Origin of the sequence: Bradyrhizobium sp. 6(2017) (assembly GCF_011058295.2) — a bacterium.
GTDB classification, from domain to species: domain Bacteria; phylum Pseudomonadota; class Alphaproteobacteria; order Rhizobiales; family Xanthobacteraceae; genus Bradyrhizobium; species Bradyrhizobium septentrionale.
Map to the genome: position 1 here is coordinate 1,990,570 of NZ_CP049289.2, position 25,150 is coordinate 2,015,719.

General features: G+C 59.5%; 20 protein-coding genes and 4 pseudogenes. 18 read left to right on the forward strand and 6 right to left on the reverse strand.

The genetic code is table 11. The features are described from left to right. From G6P99_RS09470 to G6P99_RS09515, 10 genes and pseudogenes are all read left to right on the forward strand, one after another. Complete coding sequence (locus tag G6P99_RS09470) at nucleotides 1-327, forward strand: TrbC/VirB2 family protein (RefSeq protein WP_165127947.1); 327 nt, start codon at nucleotides 1-3, stop codon at nucleotides 325-327. After that, nucleotides 327-590, forward strand: coding sequence for a VirB3 family type IV secretion system protein (locus G6P99_RS09475; protein ID WP_165127949.1), 264 nt, complete (start codon nucleotides 327-329; stop codon nucleotides 588-590). The genes G6P99_RS09470 and G6P99_RS09475 overlap by 1 nt, the downstream gene beginning before the upstream one ends. 10 nt (nucleotides 591-600) lie before the next feature. Beyond that, nucleotides 601-3,042, forward strand: a complete 2,442-nt coding sequence (trbE, locus tag G6P99_RS09480; RefSeq protein ID WP_165127951.1) for a conjugal transfer protein TrbE — start codon at nucleotides 601-603, stop codon at nucleotides 3,040-3,042. Continuing rightward, entirely contained in the window at nucleotides 3,039-3,767 is a 729-nt protein-coding gene (trbJ, locus tag G6P99_RS09485; protein WP_165127953.1) for a P-type conjugative transfer protein TrbJ, read from the forward strand. The genes trbE and trbJ overlap by 4 nt, the downstream gene beginning before the upstream one ends. Beyond that, nucleotides 3,767-4,138 (forward strand): putative entry exclusion protein TrbK-alt, encoded by a 372-nt coding sequence (trbK-alt, locus tag G6P99_RS09490; RefSeq protein ID WP_165127955.1) that lies wholly within the window; start codon nucleotides 3,767-3,769, stop codon nucleotides 4,136-4,138. Before trbJ ends, trbK-alt begins: the two co-directional genes overlap by 1 nt. Further along, nucleotides 4,135-5,364, forward strand: coding sequence for a P-type conjugative transfer protein TrbL (trbL, locus tag G6P99_RS09495; protein WP_165127957.1), 1,230 nt, complete (start codon nucleotides 4,135-4,137; stop codon nucleotides 5,362-5,364). The genes trbK-alt and trbL overlap by 4 nt, the downstream gene beginning before the upstream one ends. A 103-nt stretch (nucleotides 5,365-5,467) precedes the next feature. After that, nucleotides 5,468-6,151 (forward strand): conjugal transfer protein TrbF, encoded by a 684-nt coding sequence (gene trbF, locus G6P99_RS09500; protein WP_165127959.1) that lies wholly within the window; start codon nucleotides 5,468-5,470, stop codon nucleotides 6,149-6,151. Continuing rightward, a pseudogene (trbG, locus tag G6P99_RS09505) lies at nucleotides 6,148-7,166 on the forward strand (P-type conjugative transfer protein TrbG). The gene trbF and the pseudogene trbG overlap by 4 nt, the downstream one beginning before the upstream one ends. Beyond that, the gene (locus tag G6P99_RS09510; protein ID WP_165127961.1) at nucleotides 7,163-8,368 is read left to right on the forward strand and encodes a TrbI/VirB10 family protein; all 1,206 of its coding nucleotides are present in this window, start codon (nucleotides 7,163-7,165) and stop codon (nucleotides 8,366-8,368) included. The pseudogene trbG and the gene G6P99_RS09510 overlap by 4 nt, the downstream one beginning before the upstream one ends. Before the next feature lie 8 nt (nucleotides 8,369-8,376). Beyond that, the gene (locus G6P99_RS09515; protein ID WP_165127963.1) at nucleotides 8,377-8,616 is read left to right on the forward strand and encodes a DUF2274 domain-containing protein; all 240 of its coding nucleotides are present in this window, start codon (nucleotides 8,377-8,379) and stop codon (nucleotides 8,614-8,616) included. On the opposite strand, the gene G6P99_RS09520 is transcribed toward G6P99_RS09515, so the two are convergent. Next, the gene (locus G6P99_RS09520) at nucleotides 8,592-9,530 is read right to left on the reverse strand and encodes a LysR family transcriptional regulator (RefSeq protein WP_246709484.1); all 939 of its coding nucleotides are present in this window, start codon (nucleotides 9,528-9,530) and stop codon (nucleotides 8,592-8,594) included. The two genes, G6P99_RS09515 and G6P99_RS09520, sit on opposite strands and share 25 nt — an antisense overlap. 544 nt (nucleotides 9,531-10,074) lie before the next feature. Here G6P99_RS09520 and G6P99_RS09525 point away from each other — a divergent pair. Next, nucleotides 10,075-10,806: a Crp/Fnr family transcriptional regulator gene (locus G6P99_RS09525; protein ID WP_165127965.1), complete on the forward strand. Its 732-nt coding sequence runs from the start codon at nucleotides 10,075-10,077 to the stop codon at nucleotides 10,804-10,806. 77 nt (nucleotides 10,807-10,883) lie between these two features. Here G6P99_RS09525 and G6P99_RS09530 read toward each other — a convergent pair whose 3' ends face one another. After that, nucleotides 10,884-11,699, reverse strand: coding sequence for an enoyl-CoA hydratase/isomerase family protein (locus G6P99_RS09530; protein ID WP_165127967.1), 816 nt, complete (start codon nucleotides 11,697-11,699; stop codon nucleotides 10,884-10,886). 123 nt (nucleotides 11,700-11,822) lie between these two features. Between G6P99_RS09530 and G6P99_RS09535 the strand changes: the two genes are divergently transcribed. The 4 genes and pseudogenes from G6P99_RS09535 to G6P99_RS09550 form a co-directional block, all read left to right on the forward strand. Next, nucleotides 11,823-13,016 (forward strand): ABC transporter substrate-binding protein, encoded by a 1,194-nt coding sequence (locus G6P99_RS09535; RefSeq protein ID WP_246709848.1) that lies wholly within the window; start codon nucleotides 11,823-11,825, stop codon nucleotides 13,014-13,016. 21 nt (nucleotides 13,017-13,037) lie between these two features. Next, nucleotides 13,038-14,981 carry an AMP-binding protein gene (locus G6P99_RS09540; protein WP_165127971.1) on the forward strand — a complete coding sequence of 648 codons (1,944 nt, stop codon included), beginning with the start codon at nucleotides 13,038-13,040 and terminating at the stop codon, nucleotides 14,979-14,981. Nucleotides 14,982-16,688: 1,707 nt separating this feature from the next. After that, a complete protein-coding gene (locus tag G6P99_RS09545) occupies nucleotides 16,689-18,230 on the forward strand; it encodes a porin (protein WP_165127973.1) in 1,542 nt (513 codons plus the stop codon). 133 nt (nucleotides 18,231-18,363) lie between these two features. Then, nucleotides 18,364-18,491, forward strand: a pseudogene (locus tag G6P99_RS09550) (P-type conjugative transfer ATPase TrbB); the annotation flags it as partial. A gap of 414 nt (nucleotides 18,492-18,905) precedes the next feature. On the opposite strand, the gene G6P99_RS09555 reads toward G6P99_RS09550, so the two are convergent. From G6P99_RS09555 to G6P99_RS09570, 4 genes and pseudogenes are all read right to left on the reverse strand, one after another. Beyond that, the gene (locus G6P99_RS09555; protein ID WP_165127975.1) at nucleotides 18,906-19,133 is read right to left on the reverse strand and encodes a molybdopterin cofactor-binding domain-containing protein; all 228 of its coding nucleotides are present in this window, start codon (nucleotides 19,131-19,133) and stop codon (nucleotides 18,906-18,908) included. Between the two features lie 59 nt (nucleotides 19,134-19,192). Beyond that, nucleotides 19,193-20,290, reverse strand: a complete 1,098-nt coding sequence (locus tag G6P99_RS09560; protein WP_334262128.1) for a molybdopterin cofactor-binding domain-containing protein — start codon at nucleotides 20,288-20,290, stop codon at nucleotides 19,193-19,195. Then, nucleotides 20,273-20,716, reverse strand: a pseudogene (locus G6P99_RS09565) ((2Fe-2S)-binding protein); the annotation flags it as partial. The pseudogene G6P99_RS09565 and the gene G6P99_RS09560, both read right to left, overlap by 18 nt. Nucleotides 20,717-21,651: 935 nt before the next feature. Then, nucleotides 21,652-22,539 carry a LysR family transcriptional regulator gene (locus tag G6P99_RS09570; protein ID WP_165127977.1) on the reverse strand — a complete coding sequence of 296 codons (888 nt, stop codon included), beginning with the start codon at nucleotides 22,537-22,539 and terminating at the stop codon, nucleotides 21,652-21,654. Nucleotides 22,540-22,563: 24 nt separating this feature from the next. Here G6P99_RS09570 and G6P99_RS09575 point away from each other — a divergent pair, with 24 nt between their 5' ends. The 3 genes and pseudogenes from G6P99_RS09575 (at nucleotide 22,564) to G6P99_RS09585 (ending at nucleotide 25,124) form a co-directional block, all read left to right on the forward strand. Continuing rightward, entirely contained in the window at nucleotides 22,564-23,169 is a 606-nt protein-coding gene (locus tag G6P99_RS09575; RefSeq protein ID WP_165127979.1) for a nuclear transport factor 2 family protein, read from the forward strand. Nucleotides 23,170-23,210: 41 nt separating this feature from the next. Further along, nucleotides 23,211-24,055: pseudogene (locus tag G6P99_RS09580) on the forward strand (zinc-dependent alcohol dehydrogenase family protein). Between the two features lie 85 nt (nucleotides 24,056-24,140). Then, nucleotides 24,141-25,124 (forward strand): MBL fold metallo-hydrolase, encoded by a 984-nt coding sequence (locus tag G6P99_RS09585; RefSeq protein ID WP_165127981.1) that lies wholly within the window; start codon nucleotides 24,141-24,143, stop codon nucleotides 25,122-25,124. Nucleotides 25,125-25,150 lie beyond the last annotated feature (26 nt).

The window sequence follows — 25,150 nt, forward strand, 5'->3', positions numbered from 1 at the left end:
ATGCGTCTGCAATTTCGCTTTCTTCGAGAAGCCGCTTCACTGGCAGCTTCCGGCACGGTCCTTCTGACGACGGCGCCGGCTTGGGCGGCTGGCTCGAACATGCCGTGGGAGCAGCCACTCAATCAAATCCTGCAGTCAGTCGAGGGTCCAGTCGCGAAGATCATCGCCGTCATCATCATCGTCGTCACCGGGCTCACGCTCGCATTCGGCGATTCCTCCGGTGGCTTCCGCAGATTGATCCAGATCGTGTTTGGTCTGTCGATCGCGTTCGCGGCCTCGAGCTTCTTTCTGTCGTTCTTCTCCTTCGGCGGCGGCGTGGTGATCTGATGGATGACCCTGTCGCGGGTTTTGTCGTTCCCGTTCACCGCGCGCTCACCGAGCCGATCCTGATGGGCGGTGCGCCGCGATCGGTCGCGATCGTCAACGGCACGTTGGCAGCCGCCCTCGGACTTGGACTGCGGCTTTGGATCGCGGGTCTGGTCCTCTGGTTCATCGGTCACATGGCCGCCGTCTGGGCCGCCAAGCGCGATCCCGCCTTCGTCGATGTGGTGCGCCGACATCTGCGCATTCCCGGTCATCTTAACACCTGAGCTCTCAGTCATGATGAACCTTGCCGAATATCGCCATTCCAATGCTCGTCTTGCGGACTTCCTGCCTTGGGCAGCCCTGGTCGACGAGGGAATCATCCTGAACAAGGATGGCTCGTTCCAACGGACAGCAAAGTTCCGGGGACCTGACCTCGACAGTGCGGTGCCAGCTGAACTTGTCGCCGTCGCAGGGCGTTTGAACAATGCCTTGCGTCGTCTGGGATCTGGTTGGGCCGTATTCGTTGAGGCGCAGCGCCATTTTGCGGGTGCTTACCCACCGAACACCTTCCCAGATGTCGCGTCTGCGCTGGTCGACGCCGAGCGCAGAGCACAATTCGAGGAAGCAGGCGCCCACTATGAGTCCAGCTATTTCCTGACCTTCCTCTATTTGCCGCCGGAGGAGGGGGCCGCCAGGGCAGAGCGACTGCTTTATGAGGGGCGCGATCGCACCGTTGGAGCAGACGCTCGGGAGGTGCTCCGCGGGTTTGTCGATCAAACCAACCGGGTGCTTCAGCTCCTGGAAGGGTTCATGCTGGAATGCGCTTGGCTCAATGATCAGGACACGCTGACCTATCTGCACTCGACGATTTCGACCAGGCGTCATCGTGTTCGAGTGCCCGAAACTCCCATGTACATCGATGCGCTGTTGGCCGACCAGCCGCTGACCGGCGGGCTCGAGCCGATGTTGGGCTCAGCCAATTTGCGGGTCCTTACGATTGTCGGTTTTCCGGGCGCGACGACGCCTGGAATCCTGGACGACCTGAATCGCCTGGCGTTTTCATATCGCTGGTCGACTCGCGCGATCATGCTCGACAAGACCGATGCCACCAAGCTGCTGACCAAAATCCGCCGCCAGTGGTTCGCCAAGAGAAAGTCGATTGGCGCCATTCTCAAGGAGGTCATGACCAACGAGGCGTCGACGCTGCTCGATACCGACGCACACAACAAGGCGATCGATGCCGACGCCGCCTTGCAGGAACTGGGGTCGGATCAGATCGGACAAGCCTTTGTCACGGCAACTATCACGGTCTGGGACGGCGATCCCGGTGCGGCCGATGAAAAGCTGCGGCTGGTCGAGAAAGTCATTCAGGGCCGCGATTTCACCTGCATGATCGAAACGGTGAACGCCGTCGAAGCCTGGCTCGGCAGCCTGCCGGGACATGTCTACGCCAATGTGCGGCAGCCGCCGGTCTCGACCCTTAATCTCGCTCATATGATTCCGATGTCGGCCGTTTGGGCGGGCGAGGCGAGGGATCTACACTTCAAGGGTCCGCCGCTCCTATTTGGCAAGACCGAAGGGTCGACGCCGTTTCGATTCTCTCTCCATGTCGGCGACGTCGGCCATACCCTCGTAGTGGGACCGACCGGTGCTGGCAAGTCGGTGCTGCTGGCACTGATGGCGCTTCAATTCAGGCGTTACCCGAACTCTCAGGTCTTTGCGTTCGATTTCGGCGGTTCGATCCGGGCGGCCGCGCTCGCCATGGATGGCGACTGGCATGATCTCGGCGGTGCATTGTCTGAAGGAGATGAAAACCCCGTCGCCCTACAGCCGCTGGCCTGGATCGATGATCCCTCGGAGCGCGGATGGGCCACCGAATGGATCGGCGCGATTCTGGCGCGGGAGAAGATCGAGATCACCCCGGAGGTCAAGGATCATCTGTGGTCGGCGCTGACGTCTCTCGCGTCGGCGCCGAGGGAGGAACGCACGCTCACGGGCCTGTCGGTCCTGCTGCAATCCAATTCCCTGAAACGTGCCTTGCAACCTTATTGCCTGGGCGGTCCGTCTGGGCGCCTGCTCGATGCCGAATTCGAGCGCCTTGGTGAGGCCTCGGTCCAGGCGTTTGAGACCGAAGGGTTGATCGGAACGAGCGCGGCCCCGGCCGTGCTGGCCTACCTCTTTCATCGTATTGGGGACCGTCTCGACGGCCGGCCCACACTTCTTATTGTCGATGAGGGTTGGTTGGCCCTCGACGACGAGGATTTTTCCGGTCAACTCCGGGAATGGCTGAAGACGCTTCGGAAGAAGAATGCGTCCGTCATCTTCGCCACCCAATCGCTTTCGGACATCGACGGCTCCGCGATCGCGCCGGCGATTATCGAAAGCTGTCCGACGCGACTGTTGCTGCCGAACGAACGGGCGATCGAGCCGCAAATCACCGCGATCTACCGCCGCTTCGGCCTCAATGACCGCCAGATCGAGCTTCTGAGCCGCGCCACGCCGAAGCGGGACTACTACTGCCAGTCTCGCCGCGGCAACCGGATGTTCGAACTTGGTCTCGGTGAGGTTGCCCTTGCCTTTACGGCAGCCTCGTCCAAGACCGACCAGACTGCCATCGAGCGGCTCCTCGCCGAACATGGACGTGATGGCTTCGTTTCCGCCTGGCTCCGGCACCGTGGCGTCGCCTGGGCCACAGACCTGATCCCCAATCTCGGCAATCTGGAGAGGTCGCTATGAGCCGTCTTAGCTCTTTGCTTGCCGCTGGTACCATTGCCCTCACACTGGGCGTCACAGCGCCTACGCGGGCGCTGATCGTATTCGATCCCAACAACTACGTCCAAAATGTCCTGACCGCCGCGCGGGAGCTTCAGCAGATCAACAATCAGATCACCTCGTTGCAGAACGAGGCGCAAATGCTGATCAATCAGGCAAGGAATCTGGCAAACCTACCGTATTCATCGCTCCAGCAACTGCAATCCTCGATTCAGCGCACCCAGCAATTGCTGGCCCAGGCCCAGCGCATCGCTTACGACGTCCAGCAGATCGATCGCGCGTTCTCGACGAGCTATGCGCCGGCTACTGGCAGCCAGTCGAGCCAGATCTTGGTCGCCAATGCTCAATCGCGGTGGCAAAATTCCTATGCCGCAACGCAAGATGCGCTTCGGGTCCAGGCCGGCATCGTTGGTAACCTCGACACCAACCGCATCCAGACGTCCGCACTCGTAACGTCAAGCCAGGGCGCCAGCGGCGCCCTGCAGGCAACCCAGGCCGGCAATCAGATCCTTGCGCTTCAGGCGCAGCAGCTTGCCGATCTCACCGGCGCCGTGGCTGCACAGGGCAGGGCGGAGAGCCTTGAAGCGGCGCAGCGCGCGGCCGCGCAAGATCAGGGCCGAGAACAACTCCGGCGGTTTCTGACGCCGGGACAGGGCTATCAATTCTCCAATGTGCAGATGTTCCACTGATGACGGATACGGGCCCATTCAAGGCGTTATCGCTACTCACATCAATTGGGATACTGGTCGTCGCAGCTTGCACGATCCAGCTTCGTGGTGGCCAAGATGCGTCTGTGCCGTCGAAGGCAGAACAGACCACAGGCGTCGACGATTCCGATCTCGCCCGCTGTCGCACCGTCACTTCGGAGGATGCGGCAGGCTATCAGCATTGCGAAAAAATTTGGACCGAAAACCGGCGTCGCTTCTTTGGAAGGAAGAACGGCCCTGCAACTTCCAGCCGCGGTGATCCGGCCGCCGACTTCGCACCCAGTCCAAAGGATCAGAGCCGGATGCCGCAAGGTTATCCCTCGGTTGCGATACCCGAGGTCGAAAAGCCATGACCGGCACTGGCATCATCGATCAGTTCCTTGAGACGTTTACTCGCTACATCGACAATGGCTTCGGGCTATTGGGTGGTGACGTCGGATATCTCGCAACAACTCTGGCTGCGATCGATATCACGCTCGCCGCGCTGTTCTGGAGTTGGGGGACGGACGAAGACATCATCGCGCGTCTCGTCAAGAAGACGCTCTTCGTCGGTATCTTTGCCTACCTCATTGGCAATTGGAATAATCTCGCGCGCATCGTCTTCGAGAGTTTTGCCGGTCTTGGACTGAAAGCGTCCGGCAGTAGCCTCTCCGCGGGAGATTTCTTGCGACCGGGAAAGATCGCTCAAGTTGGTCTCGATGCTGGTCGACCGTTGCTCGACTCGATTTCGGGCCTGATGGGCTACATCAGCTTCTTCGAGAATTTCGTTCAGATCGTCATTCTCTTGTTTGCGTGGGTCGCCGTGTTGCTCGCCTTCTTCATTTTGGCGATCCAACTCTTTGTCACGCTGATCGAATTCAAGCTGACGACGCTTGCGGGCTTCGTGCTCATTCCGTTTGGTCTGTTTGGCAAGACCGCATTTGCGGCCGAGCGCGTCTTGGGCAACGTCATATCATCCGGTATTAAGGTTCTGGTCCTGGCCGTTATTGTCGGCATTGGCTCGACCCTGTTCTCGCAGTTCACCTCCGGCTTCGGCGGCGCACAACCGACCATTGAAGACGCGATGACCCTGGTACTCGCGGCGCTCTCATTGTTGGGCCTTGGCATCTTCGGTCCGGGAATCGCAAACGGGCTTGTGTCCGGTGGGCCGCAACTCGGTGCTGGCGCTGCGGTCGGAACCGGCCTCGCGGCCGGTGGCGTCGTTGCAGCTGGCGCGGGCCTTGCTGCCGGTGGTGCTGGCCTTGCCGGTGGAGCGATCGCAGGTGCTGCGCGCGGTGGGGGCGCCGTCTTGAGCGGAGCATCCGCAGCCTATCGAAGCGGTGGAATTGCCGGCGTCGCCGAAGCCGGTAGCTCGGCTGCCATGAGCCCGTTACGTCGAGCTGCGACCGCATTCGCCAGCAACGGACAAACGAGCGAACCGGCTGCGAAGCCTTCCGCGGATGGGCAACCTGATTGGGCACGGCGCATGAAACGTGCACAGACCATTCAACATGGTGCGTCGACCGCTGGCCACGCGGTCCGCTCAGGCGATCATGGCGGCAGCGGCTCCTCCGTCGATTTGTCCGAAGGAGAGCGCTGAAACGCAGCCAAGTGTCGCCGTCCACCCGCTGTAGGCAGCGACGTCCCGAGTCATGAAGTCGCACCACGTCACACCGACCACTCGATCCAATGGGGCAATATCGATGTTCAAACGACCTTCTGTTCACTACGGGCGCATGCCCGGACCGATTACGCCTTATCAAAAGGCAGCTCAGGTCTGGGATGAACGCATTGGATCCGCCCGCGTGCAGGCCAAAAACTGGCGCTTGATGGCGTTCGGCTGTCTCATGCTGTCAGCCGGCCTCGCCGGTGGACTTGTCTGGCAATCGGCGCAGGGGTCGATCACGCCCTGGGTGGTTGAAGTTGATCGACTCGGGCAGGCCCAGAGGGTTGCGCCCGCCAATTTCGACTATCAACCCACCGACGCGCAGATCGCCTACCATTTGGCGCGCTTTATCGAAGATGTCAGAGGGTTGCCGGCCGACGGCATCGTGTTGCGCCAGAATTGGCTCCGGGCCTATGACTTTGCGACCGATCGCGGCGCGGCTGCCCTCAACGACTTCGCGCGTAACAACGATCCCTTTGCGAAGCTGGGTAAAGCCCAGATTTCCGTCGACGTATCGAGCGTCATCCGCGCCTCACCCGACAGCTTCCGAGTGGCTTGGATCCAGCGCATTTACGACAACGGCTCGTTGAGCTCGACCGAACGCTGGACCGCGATACTCACGGTTGTCATCGAGACGCCGCGCGATGCCGAACGCCTTCGAAAAAATCCTCTTGGCGTCTACATCCGCGCCATCAATTGGTCGAAGGAGCTGGGTCAATGAGCAAGACAAGCGCTTATGCGAAGACGCCCATCCTACGCCGCAAGCAGAACGCCGGAGTCGTGGTCCCGAAGCGAGCGGTCCTGTTTGCCCTGCTACTCTGCACGTCGGCTCTCGGAGGGTGCGCGACCTATATTCCGCCGGAGATCAGCTATGACGCGGAAGTGCCCGCGTTGCCAGCGCCGCCAGGACCAGTCGACGACAAGTCGCAGCCGCTTCACGTACCTCCCGTTTGGAAACCTGCTTTTGGCGGCAAGTCAGGAGGCAAGGAAGAGACTGAACCTATGAGCCGGGTCGAGACAGCCAACAGCGCGGCGCGCGTCGAACCGCGCAAGCGGGGCTATTTCAACGCGGCCCAGATCTACGCATATAGCCCCGGGGCGCTCTACCAGATTTATGCCGCTCCGGACAGATCACTGATATTGCGCTCGAAGAGGGAGAGGAATTGACGGGATCAGGACCGATTGCCGCTGGTGACACAGTGCGCTGGGTGGTGGGCGATACCGAGAGCGGAAGTGGTGACACGCGACGCGTCCACATCCTGGTGAAACCTACCCGCGCTTCGATCGAAACCAACCTTGTCGTCAACACCGACCGGCGCACCTACCTGATCGAACTCCGTTCCCGAGAGCGGCCATACATGCCGTCCGTTGCCTGGTACTACCCGGAAACCGTTCGCGAACAATCGCGGGCGGCCACGCTAAGACTTGTTCCTCCCGATCCGGCCCAGCGCGTCTTTCGTTACGCGATTGAAGGGGACAGCCCACCCTGGCGGCCGCTTGCCGCGTATGATGATGGCCGAAAAGTCTACGTCGAATTCCCGCAGGGGATTGTCCAGGGCGAGATGCCGCCGCTCTTCGTCATCGGTCCCGACGGAAAGACCCAACTCGTCAACTATCGCGCATACGGCAACATGTTGATTGTGGATCGGCTGTTTGCAGCCGCAGAATTGCGGCTCGGGGGTGAGCTCCAGCAGAAGGTCAGAATTGTCAGGACCGACGGGAGGCCGTCGTCATGAACGCCCAGAATGATCGCGAACAGGCGATTCAGCCGCAAACACCGGACGAGCAGTCTAGGAGCTTCCGACTAAGAGCGGAGCCTCCGCGAGTGACGCGTCTGTCGCGGAAGGTTCTAGCGGGAGGAAGCGCAGTTGCCTTGCTCGTGATCGGTGGTGCGGTGTTGTGGTCCCTGCAAAGCAATCGACCCCGAAATCAGGCGGCGGACGAGCTCTATAGTACCGAGCATCATAACGTAGCCGATGGCATCACGGCACTACCGAAAGATTACACGGGCGTTCCGCGCCAGGCAGCTCCGCAACTCGGTCCGCCGCTCCCTGGAGATCTTGGCCGGCCGATCCTTGCCGCTCAGGGCCAGTCGCCAGCGATCGGCGCGGATGCAGAACAGCAGCGCCGAGATCAGGAAGCAGAGGCAGCCCGCGTAAGCCACTTGTTCGCTTCGACCAATGGGAGAGAAGCGCGGTCACCTGCTGCAGCGACTCAGGGGAGCGACCGCAGTGCTTCGTCAATCCCGACCACCAATTCCGACGAAGGATCTTCGCAAAACGGTCAGGACAGGAAGCTCGCCTTCGTCAATGCATCCGCGGATCGCCGTACAGTAAGCTCGGACCGCATCACTAGGCCGGCTTCACCGTACGTCGTGCAAGCCGGAACCGTCATTCCTGGAGCCCTGATCACCGGGATCAGATCGGATCTTCCAGGCCAAATCTCCGCGCAGGTAACAGAAAGCGTTTTTGATTCGCCAACCGGGCGCCTTCTGCTCATCCCGCAGGGAGCGCGCCTGATCGGTGTCTACGACAGCCAGGTCGCGTTCGGCCAGTCTCGCATCCTGCTGGTTTGGACTCGCCTGATCATGCCGAATGGTCGTTCGATCGTTCTGGAGCGACAGCCGGGCGCGGATGCGGCAGGATACTCAGGGTTGGAAGATGAAGTCGACAACCATTGGGGCGAACTGTTCAAGGCTGCCGCCCTATCGACGCTGCTGGCTGTCGGTACCGAGCTCGGCGCGGGCTCCGACACCAACAGCAATGATAGTGCCATTATTCAGGCACTGCGACACGGAGCGGGAGACTCTCTGAACCAAACCGGCCAGCAGATTGTCCGCCGCAGTCTCAATATTCAGCCGACTCTGACCATTCGTCCAGGATTCCCGGTACGGGTGATCGTCAATCGTGATCTCGTGCTCGAACTGTACAGAGGGTGAGGACAGTTATGGCCAAGCTCAAGATTGCAACGCTGCCCGACGATAAGCCCGTTAAGGTCAGCGTCGAATTGCCGGCCGTAGTGCATCGAGATCTGATTGCTTATGCGAAAGCCGTTGCAAGTGAGTCCGGTCAGCCCATCAGCGATCCGGGCAAGCTTATCGCCCCTATGCTGGCGCGGTTCATGGCTACCGACCGCGGCTTCGCAAAGCTACGGCGCTCATCTCAAGCGCGGGCCGGTGAGGGATAGCGTTCGGCCAGGAGTTTGAGAAAGCAGTCTAAGGCAGGATTTTCGTTGTCTGCGCGCCAATGTGCGGTGAAGTCGACTCGCGTCGCTCCCGTGCCATCGCGCAATTCGCGATAGACCAAGCCAGCAAGGCTCGCTCCAACATCTGATTCCAGCACCAACCCGATCCCGAGCTTCATGCTGATGAGACTCTTGATGATCCCTCGACTAACGTCGTGGTGATAGATCTTCGGTCGATCCGCGGCAGAAACAAGCTTTGAGATCAAGAGATCCTCAAGTTCGCGGCCGGGATCGTGCTGGCTTAGCAGAACGGTCTCGTTTCGGAGGTCTGTCCAATAGACTACGGGTTGCGCTGCCAATGCATGATTTTCCGGCAGAGAGACCAGGATGCGCTCACTCCAGAGCGGGCGGACGCTATTGTCCGGAAGCAGCACGTCTCCAGTTACAATAACAACGTCCGCCGTGCCATTTCGCAGGGCGTTCGCTAAGCGCATTCGCGACCGCTCGACCGTTGCGATTTCGATCCGAGGATGTCGGTCCTTGAACTCGGTGAGTGTCGCTCGTAGATTGCCGGCCGATATGGAGGTGCAAAAGCCGATCGAGAGGCGGCCTGCTTCGCCTCGCGCATTCAATTTTGCCGTTGCAATAAGAACATCGACCTGCTCCAGAATCAATCTAGCTATCCTCAGAACGCTTCGTCCGGCCGGCGTCGGCTTTACCCCTCCGCCTGAGCGCTCGAATACGGTGACGCCGATCCGATGCTCAAATTGACGAATAGATCGGCTCAGGATTGAGTGCCGAGTGGACAGTAACTCGGCGGCTTGCCGAATACTCCCATAATCTGCGGCTGCGACTGCAAACCGAAGCTGCTTCAGATCGACAGCGCCCATAAAGAGCGCGCGTGGCTGGTCCATCATCTCGTTCTCCAAGGCCGGCGGACCCATCGCTGCGCTGCACGCAGCGATGGCGGCTCGCCTGGTTGGTTCAGCGATCTCATGATCGAAGCCGCGTTTGTGATGCCACCGCCCCAATTTTGGCGAAGGGTCTTGATCAACCGCATTGTTCGTGTATGAATATATTTCACACAAGCATGAATGTCATTCACAATCCAGAATGACCGCGACGAGCCGGTGGCACGTTCGGGCCATCAGTGGGAAGTCCCAATCGCGCTCATCTAAGGGGATCGTTTTTGGATGACGAGTTTCCAGGGAGACGCGCGGCTAAGTCACGACCGCCGCGTGAGCGCGTATCGATGTCGGATTCGGCAGAATGAATCGAGTGCAAATGCGACAAGAGCGATGCGTTAGCCGCCGGCTCGCTGGTCGGCTTTGAAGTTATCATCGTAGTCTCGCACGCCTAGAGATCGCGCGGTCCGATCTGGTCTAACAATATAAGTGAGAGGGCCTTCTGTGGAATGTGGGTGAACCGAGGCGTCAAGCTCTCAAGTGGTGGGACAGGCAAATGCTTGCGCAGTCTAACAGACAGCAGTTTTTGAAGAATGCAATTCTGACCGGTCTCCCCAGGCCCGAATTGGCAGCGATAAGCCGCTTCCTTGTGCCGGTTGCCTTGAAAGAACGGATGATCTTGCAGGAGCCCAAAAGGCCGGTCAAACACGTCTATTTTGTTGAATCCGGGATTGTCTCACTAAGGATTGTTGCTGCGGAAAGCATATTCGAGACTGCGGTCGTGGGATATCGGGGGGTCGTCGGGGCTTCGTTCCTACTGGGAGGGCACATTCTAACCCAGCAATGCGTGGTGCTTTTTCCCGGAAATGCGTTCCGAATCGAGGCGGACAATTTGCATAGCGCGATGAGCGAACTGCCTCAACTTCGCGAGCATCTTTCGCGATACGTGCAAGCATTGGTCACACATGGTGCTCAAACGGGATTGTGCGGCGTTAGGCACGAACTTGAGCGACGGTTAGCGTGCTGGCTCAGTCTGACATGTGATGCGCTCAATGGACATGCTCTTCCCCTCACGCACGATTACTTCAGTCTCATGGGACTGCGGCGTGCGGGGGTGACGGAGACACTCATCAGGTTCGAAGAACAAGGCCTCATTCGAAAGACGCGGGGGCTCCTACGAGTGGATGATCGTGGAAATCTTGCTCGAAAGGCGTGTGGCTGCTATGGCGTGATTGCGAGCGCTTATGCCTCGGTTGAACGCTTGGCAAGAGCCGAACATCCAGGCTAAACAACGATGTCATGGGATATTGCCTACGCCGCAACTAACCTATGCTATCCCATTTCGAGATCCTTGCTTCGCTCAACTTAGATTGGGCTTTGCCTGGAAAACGCGGGTGGCCGCTTTTCCAGATGCGAAGCGAGTCCTTCCTTCACCTCTGGACTGTCGAAGCCCAGGAATTCCATTGCAAGCCCGGCGTCGAATGTCGGCCCAGCCTGGCGCAACCAGTTATTGAGGGCATATTTGGTCCACCTAATGGCTGTTTGTGCGCCGTTAGCAAGCCGTGTTGCGATTTCGACCGCGCGCTGATCGAGCGCGCTGTCGTCAAGGGCTTCGGTGATCAAGCCGATCCGCTCCGCCTCGGCTCCCAAAAGAGGATCGCAGGTCAGGAGATAATATTTTGCCTTTGCCATACCGCACAGAAGCGGCCAGATCATCGCTGCGTGGTCGCCGGCGGCGACGCCCAGTCGGGTATGGCCATCGAGGATCCGGCAGTCTCGCGTCGCGAGGGAAATGTCCGCCAGGATCCCGCAGACCAGTCCGGCGCCGACCGCAACCCCCCGCATGGCGCTGATTACCGGCTTGGAGCAATTGATGCAGTTGTAGACAAGGTCGCGGGCCTCTTTCCACCCTCTTGCTCGCGCTTCGAAGTCGTCGATCTGCGCCCGCACCAGCGAGAAGTCGCCCCCTGCCGAGAAGTGCCGGCCGGCGCCGGTTATGATGACCGCGTTCGCTTCGGGATCGGCGTCGACATCGCGCCAAACCTCGACCAGCTCGCGGTGCATCACGGCATCGGCGGTATTCATCTTGCCATTGCTCATCGTGATGCGGACAACCCGTGGGGCCGGGTAATCGAACTGGAGACGCTGGTAACCCGAATATCGCTGCTCTTCTTGCCGCATGGCATGACCTCCCTCTCGCTAAGACCGTCAAAAAACGTGTCGTACTCTCTAGCGGCTATTCACAATATCGAATAATATGCTACTGTCTGAATATAAACAACGGATTTGTCGGGAGGGAACGTGATGCGCAAGCGCGGGACGGCGTTGGCTCTGCTGGGGGCGATCTCGATCGCTTTCTGCCCTCGAATCGTACAGGCGGACGAACCCGTCAAGATCGGCGTCCTGACTGATATGTCGTCGGTTTATGCCGATTATGGCGGCGCCGGCTCCGTTCTGGCGGCAAAGATGGCGGTCGCAGACAGCGGAATGGCCGATCGGGTCGAGGTCCTGTCCGCGGATACCCAGAACAAGGCCGACATCGGCGTCGCAACAGCGCAAAAATGGTTCGACCAGGGGGTCAACGCCATATTCGACGTACCAAATTCGAGCGTCGCGTTGGCCGTCAACGGCGCTGCGGGCCGCGCACAAAAGCTGGTTTTCTTCAGCACCACGATTAACGACAGGATCACCGAGGAGGAATGCAACGGCTACGGCCTGGCATGGGTCTGGGATACCTATTCGGTCGGCCGCGCCGAGGCAGCCGCGCTGATGCGCGAAGGCAAGGACACTTGGTTCGTCATTACGCCTGACGGCGCCGCCGGCATCGCGCTAGAGCAGACCGCCCGCGAGGCCGCGGCAACAAATGGCGCAAAAGTCGTCGGCGCGGTGCATCATCCAACTAATCAGCCCGATTTCGCATCCTATCTGCTACAGGCGCACTCTTCTGGCGCCAAGGCCGTATTGTTCGGTTCCGGCGGTGGCGATTTGGTGAACGCGCTGAAGCAGGCGAGAGAGTTCGGGCTGCCGCAGGGAGGCATCACCATCGGCACCATGTACGCGATCAACACCGATATACAGTCGCTCGGTCTCAACGATATGCAAGGTCTCACGGTCGTGACCGCATTCGACTGGAACCGCAACGAACAAACCAGAGCGTTTGGCAATCGTTTCTTCGCCGTTCACAAGAAGATGCCGACCATGTTTCAGGCGGGTGCGTATTCCGCCGTGTTGCAGTATTTGGCTGCCGTCAAGGCGACTGGCAGCGTGGAGACCGACAAGGTTCGCGCTTACCTGCTATCCGTACCGATGAATGACGTGTTCTTGCAGAATGGAAAGCTTCTGCCGAATGGCCGGATGCTCCACGACATGTTCCTCGCGCGCATCAAGAGTCCCGCGCAATCGAAGGGCGACTGGGATTTCTTCGACTTTGTTGGCGAAGTGCCGGGAACAGAAGCGTTCCGGAAGTTGTCCGACAGCAAGTGCCCGCTGGTGAAATAACGAATATCTGGAGAGGACCGTATGGCGCAGGATCTGGCTAGTGATATTTGGCATCCCAGTTCCGATGAGGTTTCTGAAGCCGGCGTTTCTCGGCTGATGAAGCACTTCGGCATCACAGATTTCGATGACCTATATCGTTTCTCAATCGACGAGCCGTCGAAATATTGGGACGGCGTCAACGCATTTTGCGGCGTCGTTTGGTCAAAGCCCTACGATCGGTTCGTCGATCTTACGGAGGGGCCGGAATTCCCGCGGTGGTTTGTAGGCGGCGAACTGAACTGGGTCGATTCCGTTTTGCAGCACGCCGAGGATAAGCTGCAGCGAGATCGCCCGGCGGTCATCGCGGAGAACGAAGCTGGTGAAATCGTCACTGCAACGTATGCCGAACTGAGACGTCAGGTGGAAGGATTCGCAGCCGGCCTGACAAAACTCGGCATTCGGCCCGGCGATCGCGTCGGACTGTTGATGGAGTCGGGAATTGAAGCCGTCGTATCCTTGCTTGCTGTTCCCTATATCGGCGCGATCGTCGTACCGCTGTTCTCCGGATTCGAGGTCGACGCGGTTTGTTCGCGCCTTTCGGCGGCGGGTGCCCGGGCCATCATCGGAACATCTGCCTTCTATCGCCGCGGGCGCGCCGTAGAGACAGGTCGGACGCTCGCGGAAGCGGCAAGCCGCCTGGCCAAGGTCGAATATCTGATCTTGAAGGGAAGCGGAGATCATTCGGCCTTCGGTCCAAAGGCTCTGAACTGGCGAGGTCTAATAATGGAGCCGCCTTCCGGAACGAAAGCGCGCCGAATGAGTGCGAATGATCCCTTCATGATCATATTCACGTCAGGAACGACGGGAAAGCCCAAGGGGATAGTTCATACCCATGGCGGTTTCCCCGTGAAGATCGTCCACGATGCGACCGTGTTCTATGATCTTCGCGAAGGAGACCGCTACTTGTGGCCGGCCGATATGGGTTGGGTTGCGGGGCCGATCTTCACGGCGGCCACGCTGATGCGCGGCGCTACCATGATCTGCTATGACGGTGCGCCGGATGCACCGGATTGGTCGCGCGTTTCCCGCTTGATCGAGCGGCACCAGGTGACGCACCTGGGCGTTTCGCCCACTCTGATCCGGGGCCTCGCCGCGCACGAAGCGCAAGCGTGCGCCGGCCGCGTCGATTCCATCCGACTCATGATCACTAGCGGTGAGGCGATCGCGCCGGAGCCGTTCAACTGGTTCCGGAAAAGATTCGGGAACGGCAAAGCGCCATTGATCAACTATACTGGCGGCACCGAGGCGTCGGGAGCCTTGTTGGCGAGCGTGATCGTCAAACCGATCCGGCCAGCGGGTTTCAACACCGTGAGCCCCGGAATCGCGGCATTCGTGGCCTCGGGCGAGGGAGCGTGCCTCGTCGGCGCTGTAGGCGAGCTCGCGCTGGCAGGTCCATATCTCGGAATGACGCAGGCGTTCTGGGAAGACCGCGAACGTTATCTTGACACGTATTGGCGCTCGGTGCCCGGCCTGTGGGTCCATGGCGATCTTGCTATTGAGGAGCCCGATGGCCATTTCTTTCTGCTCGGACGCTCCGACGACACCATCAAGGTCGCGGGCAAGAGGCTCGGGCCGGCGGAAGTCGAAGACGTCCTGCTCGAAATGCCGGAAATCAGTGAAGCCGCAGCCATCGGAATCGATGATGCCTCGAAAGGCCAGCGCCTCGTCGTCTTCGTCGTTCCGACGCCGCAGCCGCAGTTGTCGACGTCCTTTCCGACGGAGGCGTCCGACTATGTTGCACAAAGGCTGGGACGCGCGTTCCGGCCATCCGTGGTGCATGTGGTCGGCAGCTTGCCCAAGACCCGCAGCTCGAAAGTGATGAGACGGGTCCTGCGCAACATATACACCGGATCGCCCCCCGGCGATTTGTCGTCGCTGGACAATCCTGCGTCCATCGCGGAAATTGAACGATTGAGGGCAGGCTGAATTCGTCTTGCTCGTCTTGGTGGCCACATTCGAGGGCTCACTTTGAACCCGCACGAGTTCGAAGTGACCGATACGATTCCGCGAGGCTGTCTCGACATATTCAACCAGGACCAACGCAAGTCTGTTGAGGGGCGGATTGGGAGGTTTAGGAGTCTCTAGTCTTCAGCTGATGGACATCGAGAAGATGCAGGAAAAGGTGGTATTGCGTTGACTAAATGGGAAGTAGATCGAGCGAATGGGACAAGGCCGTGTATGATCGATCGCCTCGAATGTTTTGAGCGAGCGAGTTCTTTACTGAGAGCTATCAGCTGAAACGCTGACGCGTCGTCGACAAGCAGGCCTATCAATTAGTACCTGGTCGGCAAGGAACGGATATCGAGGGATATGACTACGTGACCGATGGCCGCAGAAAAAGAAACTGGAGAGACGACGAGGACGCGCTCTTGCGTAAAGCAATCCTCGAAGCCTACCCCGTGGAGTTAATTACACAATCGTTGAGCCGGTCGTCGCCCGCCGTTCGAGCGAGGGCGCATGCACTTGGTCTGACGATAAGTCGACTGGGATTTCGACGGCGACGCGCAACTAAGTGGGCTTAGCGGCTTGCTGGGAAGCAGCATAAATGAAAGCTGCTGCCGTAAGCGAAATAGGCAAAATATGTGCAGCTGGTTTCTCCTGCCAAATCCGGTTGGTTATGGAGCCGATCCTCTTCGACCGAGCGTGATCGTACAATCAGGTCCATATTCGCGTTGACGCAAATCACTCTGGTTCACGCAGAAACATCCAAAGCGCGTGTCTACTGCAGGACGACTGCGCCACGAAGCTGAAGCTGGCACGTCGTGCTGCACATCGGCTTGGTGGAGCGTTGCATCTGGTCAAAGCAGCCGCTGACCCCAGGCCCCGACTATGCAGTCGAGTTGCCGCTTGACCGCGATTTCGAGGCGCGCATTGCCACGCGGCTGTGGCGCGCGCCGAATGGACCCTCGAGGCCCCGCCTTTCATCGGGTTAATAAACAGCGGCGGGAACGATGATGAGCTGTCTTTCGCGATCGCTGCGTACTCAGCAGGTACGACCTATTGCAGCAGAGCCTCAGTCGGCGAAGAGCGCATACCTGATCGCGTCTGGAAATCGCTGGATTTGCGCAACCGAACCATCCGTCTCTAAAAAATGTCGGCCTGGCCTTGGTACGCGGAGCTATCGCAAATTGCGGCCGTTCAAGTGTCGGTTTCTTCCAGCGACATACCAAGGCCAACCTATTGAGCGATCGACTGCATCGCAGTGCTTCTCGAACGAGGAATCAATACGCAGAGGCAAGCGACGAGCATGAGCATGCTGCGCGAGTACCCCATGTCCCGACCAATGATTGCAGGGCCGTCACCCGTTTCAAGCCATGGGGCCAATGGCGTGGCCGCTTATGAGCAAGCGAGTCGCGTACGGAACGTACGCTTCTGACTCGTTTTGGTCACGCAGGCCAGTAACGACGATCGTCCGTCCAATTCGGACGAAGTCCGCCCACCATTTCGAAGTGAAATCTGCAATGTCCATAACGTTGGAAGCGGAAGCATCCGCAGTGCGGCGTTCGAAAGTTTAGTGGCCAAGACCGTTCCGGGGGCCATCGACCGTCTCGAATTTGGGGCGGCAATCGTCGTCGATCTATTAGCGAAATAGTTGGACGACCATCGTGGATACGAGGCTAATGGAGGTTTGATATGAGGATAATTGAGAGTCTACTTCTTGGATCATCGACGGCTCTCGTCGCGGTCGGCGGCGCTCAGGCGGCCGATCTTCCCGTCAAGGCCAAAGCGGTCGAGTACGTGAAGGTTTGCTCCCTGTATGGTCCCGGTTTTTATTACATTCCGGGCACCGATACCTGTATCAAGCTGGGCGGCTACCTGCGTGTGGACGTCGTGGCGAACACTAACTCGGACGACTCCGGCAATACCTCGGGTGCCGCTGGCGCGAACAATCGTTTCACCAACGGCTACACTTGGCGTTCCCGTGAAGCCCTGTCCATCGATACGCGCACCGCGACTGAGTATGGCGTGGTCCGTACTTATTTTTATACACCGTTTAGCTGGACGACGGACAGTTATGGTCCGGGCGCTGCGGCGGGTTCGACGATCTACTCGCCGATCGGGACTTCTCCCGCTCCGGGTAACGCGACGGGCGGCGGGATCGGCGGCGGAAACATCGGCGTCAACTACGCTTTCATCCAGTTCGCCGGCTTCACCGTGGGTAAGGCGATCTCGCAGTTTTCGTCTCCGTGGAACAACTATCCGGGAAACAACTTCGACGGCCTTGTCGGCGGCGGCGGTACGACTACCGGTGTGAACCAGTTCACCTACACCGCGCAGTTTGGCAACGGTGTGTCGCTATCTCTGTCGGCTCAGGATCAGACGGCGTACTACCAGGCCGGCGTGAACAACATCAGCGCTGGTGGCGCCTGGGGCACCAGCGACTACGCCGGCTCAATCGCCCCGGACCTCGTCGCAATGCTGCGCGTCGATCAGGCCTGGGGACTGCTCCAGGCGTCGTTCGCGGCGCATGACAACCACACGGCCTATTACGGCGCCACCGAGTCGACCGGGCATCCGGACGACAAGTGGGGCTGGGCTGGCCAGCTGGCTCTGTCGATAAAGGACATCCCGACCGGACCTGGCGACACCATCAACTTGCAGGGCGTCTACACAAACGGCGCCACGCGGTACAACATTCAGGATCTGGCTGTTCCGGCCGGTGCAAACACGATCTTTGGTGGCACCAGCCTGGTTAGCGCCTACCAGAGTGTTGGGTTTGGCATTGCGCCCGACTCTGTGTTCGGGGCCGGCGGTCAGCAGCAATTGATCTCTACTTGGGGCTTCAATGGAGCATACGTGCACAACTGGAACCCCAACTGGAACACCAGCATCTACGGTGCGTACGCTGGGATTATGTATAACAGCACGGCTAAGTCACTCATCTGCGGGCCGGCCGGCAACGGTGTGGGCGGCAGTTTCCGCTTGACCTTCGGGAGCGCCGGCCTGACCACGTGCAACCCCGACTATAACATCGCCCAGATCGGTACTCAGACCCAGTGGACACCCGTCAAGAACCTGACCTTTTCGGCTGACCTGACCTACACCCGTCTTGATCAGAACATGGCTGGCACCATCACCGCCTCCGGCGCTTCCGTTGGCAAGCCCGTCGCAATGTACCAACTGAGGGATCAGCGGACGCTCGTCTTGCTGCTCCGCGCTCAGCGCAACTGGTAAACGCCAATTGACTGGTTGGGCTGTCTAATCTCCAAGTGGGGCCTCCGGCCTTTTTGTCTCCTGACGGGCCAAGACCTCGAGAAGTGCTGTCGCCGTTCCAAGAACATCCGCGCTTCCGGCGGTACATCGGGCGACCCGCGAATTGCAGTTCGAAGTGCCCAATCTTAGAACGCTGCGAACCAAGATGGCGTCGCCACGCTATCGGACCTCGTCCGCTCGTCGTTCCGATCGCGCCCGGATCGCGTACCGTTCGGTGAGATGAGCGCGCCGAACTACGCCGAGGGTCGATCCTGGGCCTGGATCCGTTGCAGTCCGAACAAGGTGATGTTTCGCGCCGCCAACCAGGATAACTGCTGCGTTCTTCGACACACGGCGAAAGGTGGTCGATATGGTCGCAATCCTTCGAAAGGGAGGAATACGAGGAACGTTGCCAGGTTCCTTCCTGTCGCCGCACGTTCAGGCATCTCATGCCAGTTCCAGTCGTCGCGTCTTCGACCGACAATCGTGAAATCAAATGCGAAGCGGCAATGAGCGCAGCCGTCTGCCGGTAGCTGCGAACAGGGCATTCGCGATGGCTGGTGCAACGGCGGGAAGACCTGCCTCGCCGACGCCTCCCGGTTCACGGCTGCTTTCAAGAATGTGCACATTCAAATGCGGGGTTCGGTCTTCACCACGTCATAATCGTTGTGCACATCTTCCTTGTTCAATCGTGATCTCCTCCGTGAGGGTGGCGCTCAAGCCCATCACCAAGCAGCCTTGCATCTGCGCAAGCACGGCATTTGGGTGAATTGCTGTCCCGCAGTCGATGACGCCGGTCAGACGGTGTACGATCAATCCCTTCGCATCGACCGAGATTTCTGCAACCTGGCAGACGAGACTTCCCACTGCCTCGAAGAAGGCCATCCCGAGAAATCGCCCGGCCGGGCGTGGCAATAGCCAGCCCGATTCCGCAACGGCCTTATCTAAGACGGCAAGCGCGCGTCGGCAGCAGCGGCAGTGATATTCTGCGTTGGAACCCAAACCTCGCAACGTGACTCGGACAGCCGCACCGTGCAGTTCATTGGCTCCATGGGGGCGTGGTACAAAAAGGATGTCGAGTAGTCCTGCTGGACGCGCGTTTCGTCGGGTGCAGTGTCGACGCTCGCCGGCGCAGTCAACGTTTCCTCTGCTTTAGACGACCGATCGCCCAGACCTAGAAGTTGCTCCTGCGCGATCCGCGCCGAGTCGACCGCCCCGTTGCTCGACTTGCTGAACTCGACCTCGATGTCCTCGACGGCTTGCTTTGCTCTCCAAAAACGATCAGCGACTACCGCATTTGGAAGTCGAACGATCTCTATGATCCCAGGTCGACTCTTGACGTCTTTTGCATCGAAACTCGTCAAGGTTTCACCAAAAACCGGCGACTGGCGGATTGCCGCGTAGACCATCTCCGGTAATCTCACATCGACGCCATAGATCGCTGAGCCGTCCACCTTGGCCGGCAGATCGAAGCGAGGAATGGATTTGCCGATGTGGATCTTTCGATCCAGCAGTTGTCGAGGCTCCTCCGTGAGAAAGCGCTGCGCGTCAGCGGCCAAGACGGCGATATCCAGTCGCCGGCTCGAGGCAGGGTGCTCGACAAATCCGTCCTGCAATTGACATTCTTCGTGCGTCACGCCCCATTGCGCTGCTGCGGCATCGATCAGGGCTTCGTGTGCAGAGGCGGCCGCTTTTCGTAACGGAGTGTAGCAACGTCGGACGGTATAGCTGCCCGAGGTGGACTGGATCGGCCGGCCCGGCGTGTTATATCGACGATCAAGGGGAGGGGGTCGAATCGTGACTCTTTCCCAGGGAAGGCCCAACTCGTCCGCCAAGATCATCGCAAGACCCGTCTGGCTACCCTGCCCCATCTCGACTGCGGGGACGATGAGGTCAACATTTCCTGTTGCGTTGATATGGATGAACGCTGTGAGTTCGTTGGCTTGGCTTGGCTTGGCTTGGCTTGGCTTGGCTTGGCTTGGGTTGGGGATTCGGGGAGCGCCGCGGCGGTATTTCCAACGAAAGTGTGCCGCGAGATGGATCGCGCTCCGTACGCGAGCGTAGGTCCCGCAGCGGCAAATGTTGGTGATGATCTCGGCAATCTGCTCGTCGCTGGGATTGAGGGTCTCCGCCAGAAGAGCCGCTGCCGCCATGATCATACCCGACTGGCAATAGCCGTATTGGGGCGTTTGCTGTTCGATCCAGGCCCACTGCACGGGATGCGAGCGGTCACGGCTCAGCCCTTCGATCGTCGTGATCTGCCGAGATTCAACCTCGCTGATCTGTGTTTGGCAGGAGCGCACCGCCACCCGCCCGTCCAGATGAACTGTGCAGGCGCCGCATAGTCCAGCGCCACAGCCGTACTTGGCGCCTGTCATGTTGAGCACGTCGCGCAGGACCCAGAGCAATGGGGTTTCGCGCTCCACATCGACAGTTCGCACCGCTCCATTTATCGTCAGTCTGACAATGACCATCTTGCTATCCACGATTTGAGCAGGCCCCGGATTCATGGCCAAAGGCAATTCTCGGATGTGCGTATCGGTGACGTCCAACCGAAATATTCGAATTCTGCTATGCCCGCGGGGAAGCTTGTTGCTCGCCGGAAAGCCTTGTTGGCTACTGAGATGGTGTCCGACGTGCTTTAACCGAGGCCTCCTTACCTCGCACGCGTCTATTCGGTGGCCGCCATCATCGGTCCGCCCGTGGCGCTGAGAAGCAAGTTCGGCCATGCTTACCTTGCGCCCACAGTCGGGATCATCATAAATGGTCCACATAGTCTCTTCGGATTTGGAGGCATAGTGTGCGGGTCTGTCTTCGCCCAGCTGCAAGCGATCGCCGCGGTGGTGAGCCAGGGCGGCCTCTCCTTCATTCGTTCAAACGGCATCCCGCCGGCCAGAACGATTACCGCGAGCGTGCCGGCGGCGCGACAACGCCGGCGAGAGGGAATGTAGCGCCGAAGCCACCGTCTCATAGACGAGAAAGTCAGCGGCCACAGGCGCGACAATGCCTTCGCAGTTCGCACCATCTGGGCAAGGCCGCCTACCACCCCGACTCGGGACGGCTCAACGATATCCATGATCGTGCTGATGTAGGAGGTCTACGAGAGCTGGACCAGAAACACGGCCATTCCCATCAATCCGACCGGATTCCCGAAAATAGCGGGATAGCCATGAGACCAATGCGCGCCGCCACGCCGATCAAGCCCATCGCGGCCGCGATTTTCCTGCTTGGGACGGCAGCGCCAGTTCGCTTCAACAGAAGATATAGCTGCCGAAAAAGCTGCCCTGTCGCTCCGATCAACCAGGTGACGGATCCAACGGTCATGCCTGCGGGCTAGCTATATGGCTTCGATCTTTCAAGCAGACCGGGTGATGCCGAGTCATCGCCAACCATTTTTGCAAAGTCAGGTCGCGCTCAACGTCTCGATCACGGCCAGGACGGCGGCAGGTGTACGGCGCAGCCGGGGATGGCAGAGGCGCCATCCCTCCAGTCGAGGGAGAAAGCTTTCCAGCAGCCGCTCGAGGCTACCCTCGCCGAGAGGTCTCGTGGCGAGTGGCTCAAGCACATATGCGATCCCGACCCCCGCCACCGCGGCGGCAATCGCAACGTCGCAGTGCGAGGCGGTGATGGGTCCTGACACCGTCAGGGCGACCCGCCTGCCGTCCATATCGAAGCACCATGGGGCGCACTCATGGGTGTTTGGACGCCGCCAGTTGATGCAGCGATGTTCGAGCAAATCCGTGGGGATACCGGGCCTGCCATTTGCAGCCAGATAGGCCGGCGCGGCCAGCACAACGTGGCGCAACTCGCCGCCAAGGGGCACTTCGTTCATGTCGGAGTCGGCGCTTTCTCCGCGTCTCACGATGATATCGAAGCCATCCGCAAAGCTGCCAAGGCCGTCGTCGACGGTGAGATCGAGGACGATGTCCGGGAGCGCTTCCGCGATCCGGTTGAGTGCTTGCCGGACGAAACCCTGGTAGGCCGGACGGGGAACACGCATGCGGACCAGGCCACGCGGCCTGACGCGCTGGTCGCGCGCGTCCTGGACCGCTTCCTCCATCTCAGCCATCGCCGGTCCAAATCTGTCCAGCAGACGAACGCCCGCGCCTGTCAGCGATACGCGACGCGTCGTTCGGTGCAACAGTGTGACGCCTAGCCGCTCTTCCAGCGAGCGGATCGTCTGGCTCAGCGTGGATGGCGCCATCCGAAGCTTCTCAGCGGCACGCGTAAAGCTGCCCTGGCTCACGACCTCGGCGAACGCTTGCAACTGGGCGAAGTCAGACCCGCGCATTATGCCTCCAAATCTGAAGAGACTATGTGGACCATTTATGATGATCCCGACCGTGGGCGCAAGGTAAGCATGGCCGAACTTGCTTCTCAGCGCCGCGGACGGGCGGATGCGGTGCTTCGCAGAATTGCTCGAACAGGGATTGCATCATTGACGCTCGGAGCGGAAAGCGTGGCAAACACAGCCGAACACGAGAGGGTGGCTCGTACCGCCGATGAGTCAAATTTCCAGATCGTCATGGACGCGTTCCGTAGATGGAGCGGAAGCGAGGGATCCTTATTTGACCTGATGGCCGACGGTGCGGAGATCGAGATTCCAGGCACCGCCGCGCATTGCGGTGTCTTCAATAAAAGCGTCTTTAATGCCGACATAGCGATACCATTCATTGCGCGCTTCAGTGTGGCGCCAATTCCTTCGGTTCGCCGCATTTGGGCAGACGGCGATGATGTCGCTGTACAGGCGCAAGCCGTTGGAACAAGGCGCGACGGGAAGCCGTATGCGAACAATTACGTCTTCATTCTGAAGCTTCACGAAGGGCGGATCGCAAGGGCAACCCTGTTTCTCGATATGGTTGCCTTCAACGACGTCTGGAACCATGTGGAGCCGTCAACCTCTAAGCGGAGAGTAGAGTGAAGCGTTGGAGTATCGATCGCCACGGGGTCGATAGAGTGCGGATGACGGAGGTACCGCGTCCGGTCCCTTCACGGGGCGAGGTGCTGGCGCGGGTTTCGGCAGTGGCCCTGAATGCCCGCGATCTGATGATGATCGAGAGCGGGATGGGGCTCGCGCGCGAATTTCGCTTCATTCCGGCTTCCGACATGGCGGGCGTGGTCGAAGCCGAGGGCGATAGCATTCGCCGATTTGGCCCAGGCGAGCGTGTCATCACCACCGTAAGGCCATCGTGGATCGATGGCCCGTCTAGCGGATCAGCAGCCGGCCCTTCATATCGAACGTTGGGCGGATACTATCCGGGTGCGCTGGCAGAATACGTCTGCTTTCCCGAGGATTGGTTCACCGCGGCCCCGGCGACGCTTGACGACCTACCTGCCAGTACATTGCCGGTAGCCGGCTTGATGGCCTGGTTCTTGCTGATCGAGCAGGGGCGCCTCAAGGCGGCAGAAACGGTCTTGGTGCCTGGTACCGGTGGCGTCGCCATCTTCGCGGGGCAGACTACAAGGATGCATGGGGCCGAAGTGATCGTCAGTTCCGGAAGCGATGACAAACTCCATCGCGCCAGGGCGCTCGGCGCAGTCCACCTCATCAATCGGAACAAGACGGATGTCGTCCGCGAGGTGCAGGCGCTTACGCCGACCGCACCGATCCTTGTGACAGCGCCGACGATCCAAGGCATCGTCACCGGCCACCGCCGCGCCCTGGAAGATCTCGTTCGTGCCGTGGATCGGAGCAGACTGAAGCCGAGCATCGATCGGCGCTATTCTTTCGACAAGTTGCCCGAGGCCCCTGAACCACCTTGCTCGCGGGTCCATTCGGGAAAGTTGTCGTCGATGTCCTGGCGTAATGATGCAGTCGGCTGTGCCCGGAAGGCTCACTGTGCATCTCCTCGATCCCCGGCGAAAGCCGACTAACTTGCTTGGAGGTAAGAAATGTTTCGGCCGAAGAACGGAGAGATTTCTCGGAGAACCGTGCTCGGGAGCGCAGCGACGGCCGTGCTAGCTTCAACGTTTGATTCGGCTCCCGCGCAGGCGTTGGCGCCTCTATCGAAGGCCGCAGGTCCGTTCTTTCAGAAGTTTAGGCTCGGAGAGATCGTGATCACGGTCGTTTCGGATGGCTTGATATTCGGCGGCGATCCAAAAAAGACGTTCACGGGAGCAACGCCGGAGGAGATATCCACGCTGCTGTCCGGCAGCTTTCTCGAGACCAGCAAGCTTGCGTTCGACGAGAACGTGGTGCTGGTAAACACTGGCTCCAAATTGGTCCTGTTCGATACCGGCTCGGGACCCGTCAAGGATTTCGGCCCGGATGCAGGCAAGCTATTCGAGAACTTGAAAGCGGCCGGCGTCAATCCTGCCGATATAGATGCGGTCGTTCTCACTCACGGTCATGCCGATCACATCTGCGGCGTGGTGCGGGATGGGCGCATCATGTTCGATAACGCGCACTTCTACATCAATCAGGTCGAATATGACTTCTGGCTCGATCCTGCGAAGGCAGGAACGCCATTGAAGCTGTTCCATCAACAGGCGGTTCTGAACCTGCTGCCGATACGGGACAGGTTGAGCTTTATCCGCGACGGCCAGGAGGTCGTGCCGGGAGTACAGGCGATACTCGCCCCTGGCCATACGCCCGGGCAGATGGCCTTCATGATTACGTCGGGCGCAAAGAGCTTGGCGTTGATCGCGGATGTAGCCCGGCACCACATCCTGAACGTCGAAACCCCGCGGCTCGAATTTGTCGGCGATATCGATCCGCGGCAATGTGTCGACACGCGCATAAGACTGTTTGAGATGCTAATCCAAAACAGGACTCCGCTCTTGTCCTACCATTATCCGTTTCCAGGTGTTGGTCATCTGGCGAAATGGGGTGATCGCTATCGCTATTATCCAGCAGGGTTGCTGCAGGGTATCTAATTCAGTCGCGCCTTGCGGGGTGGCTG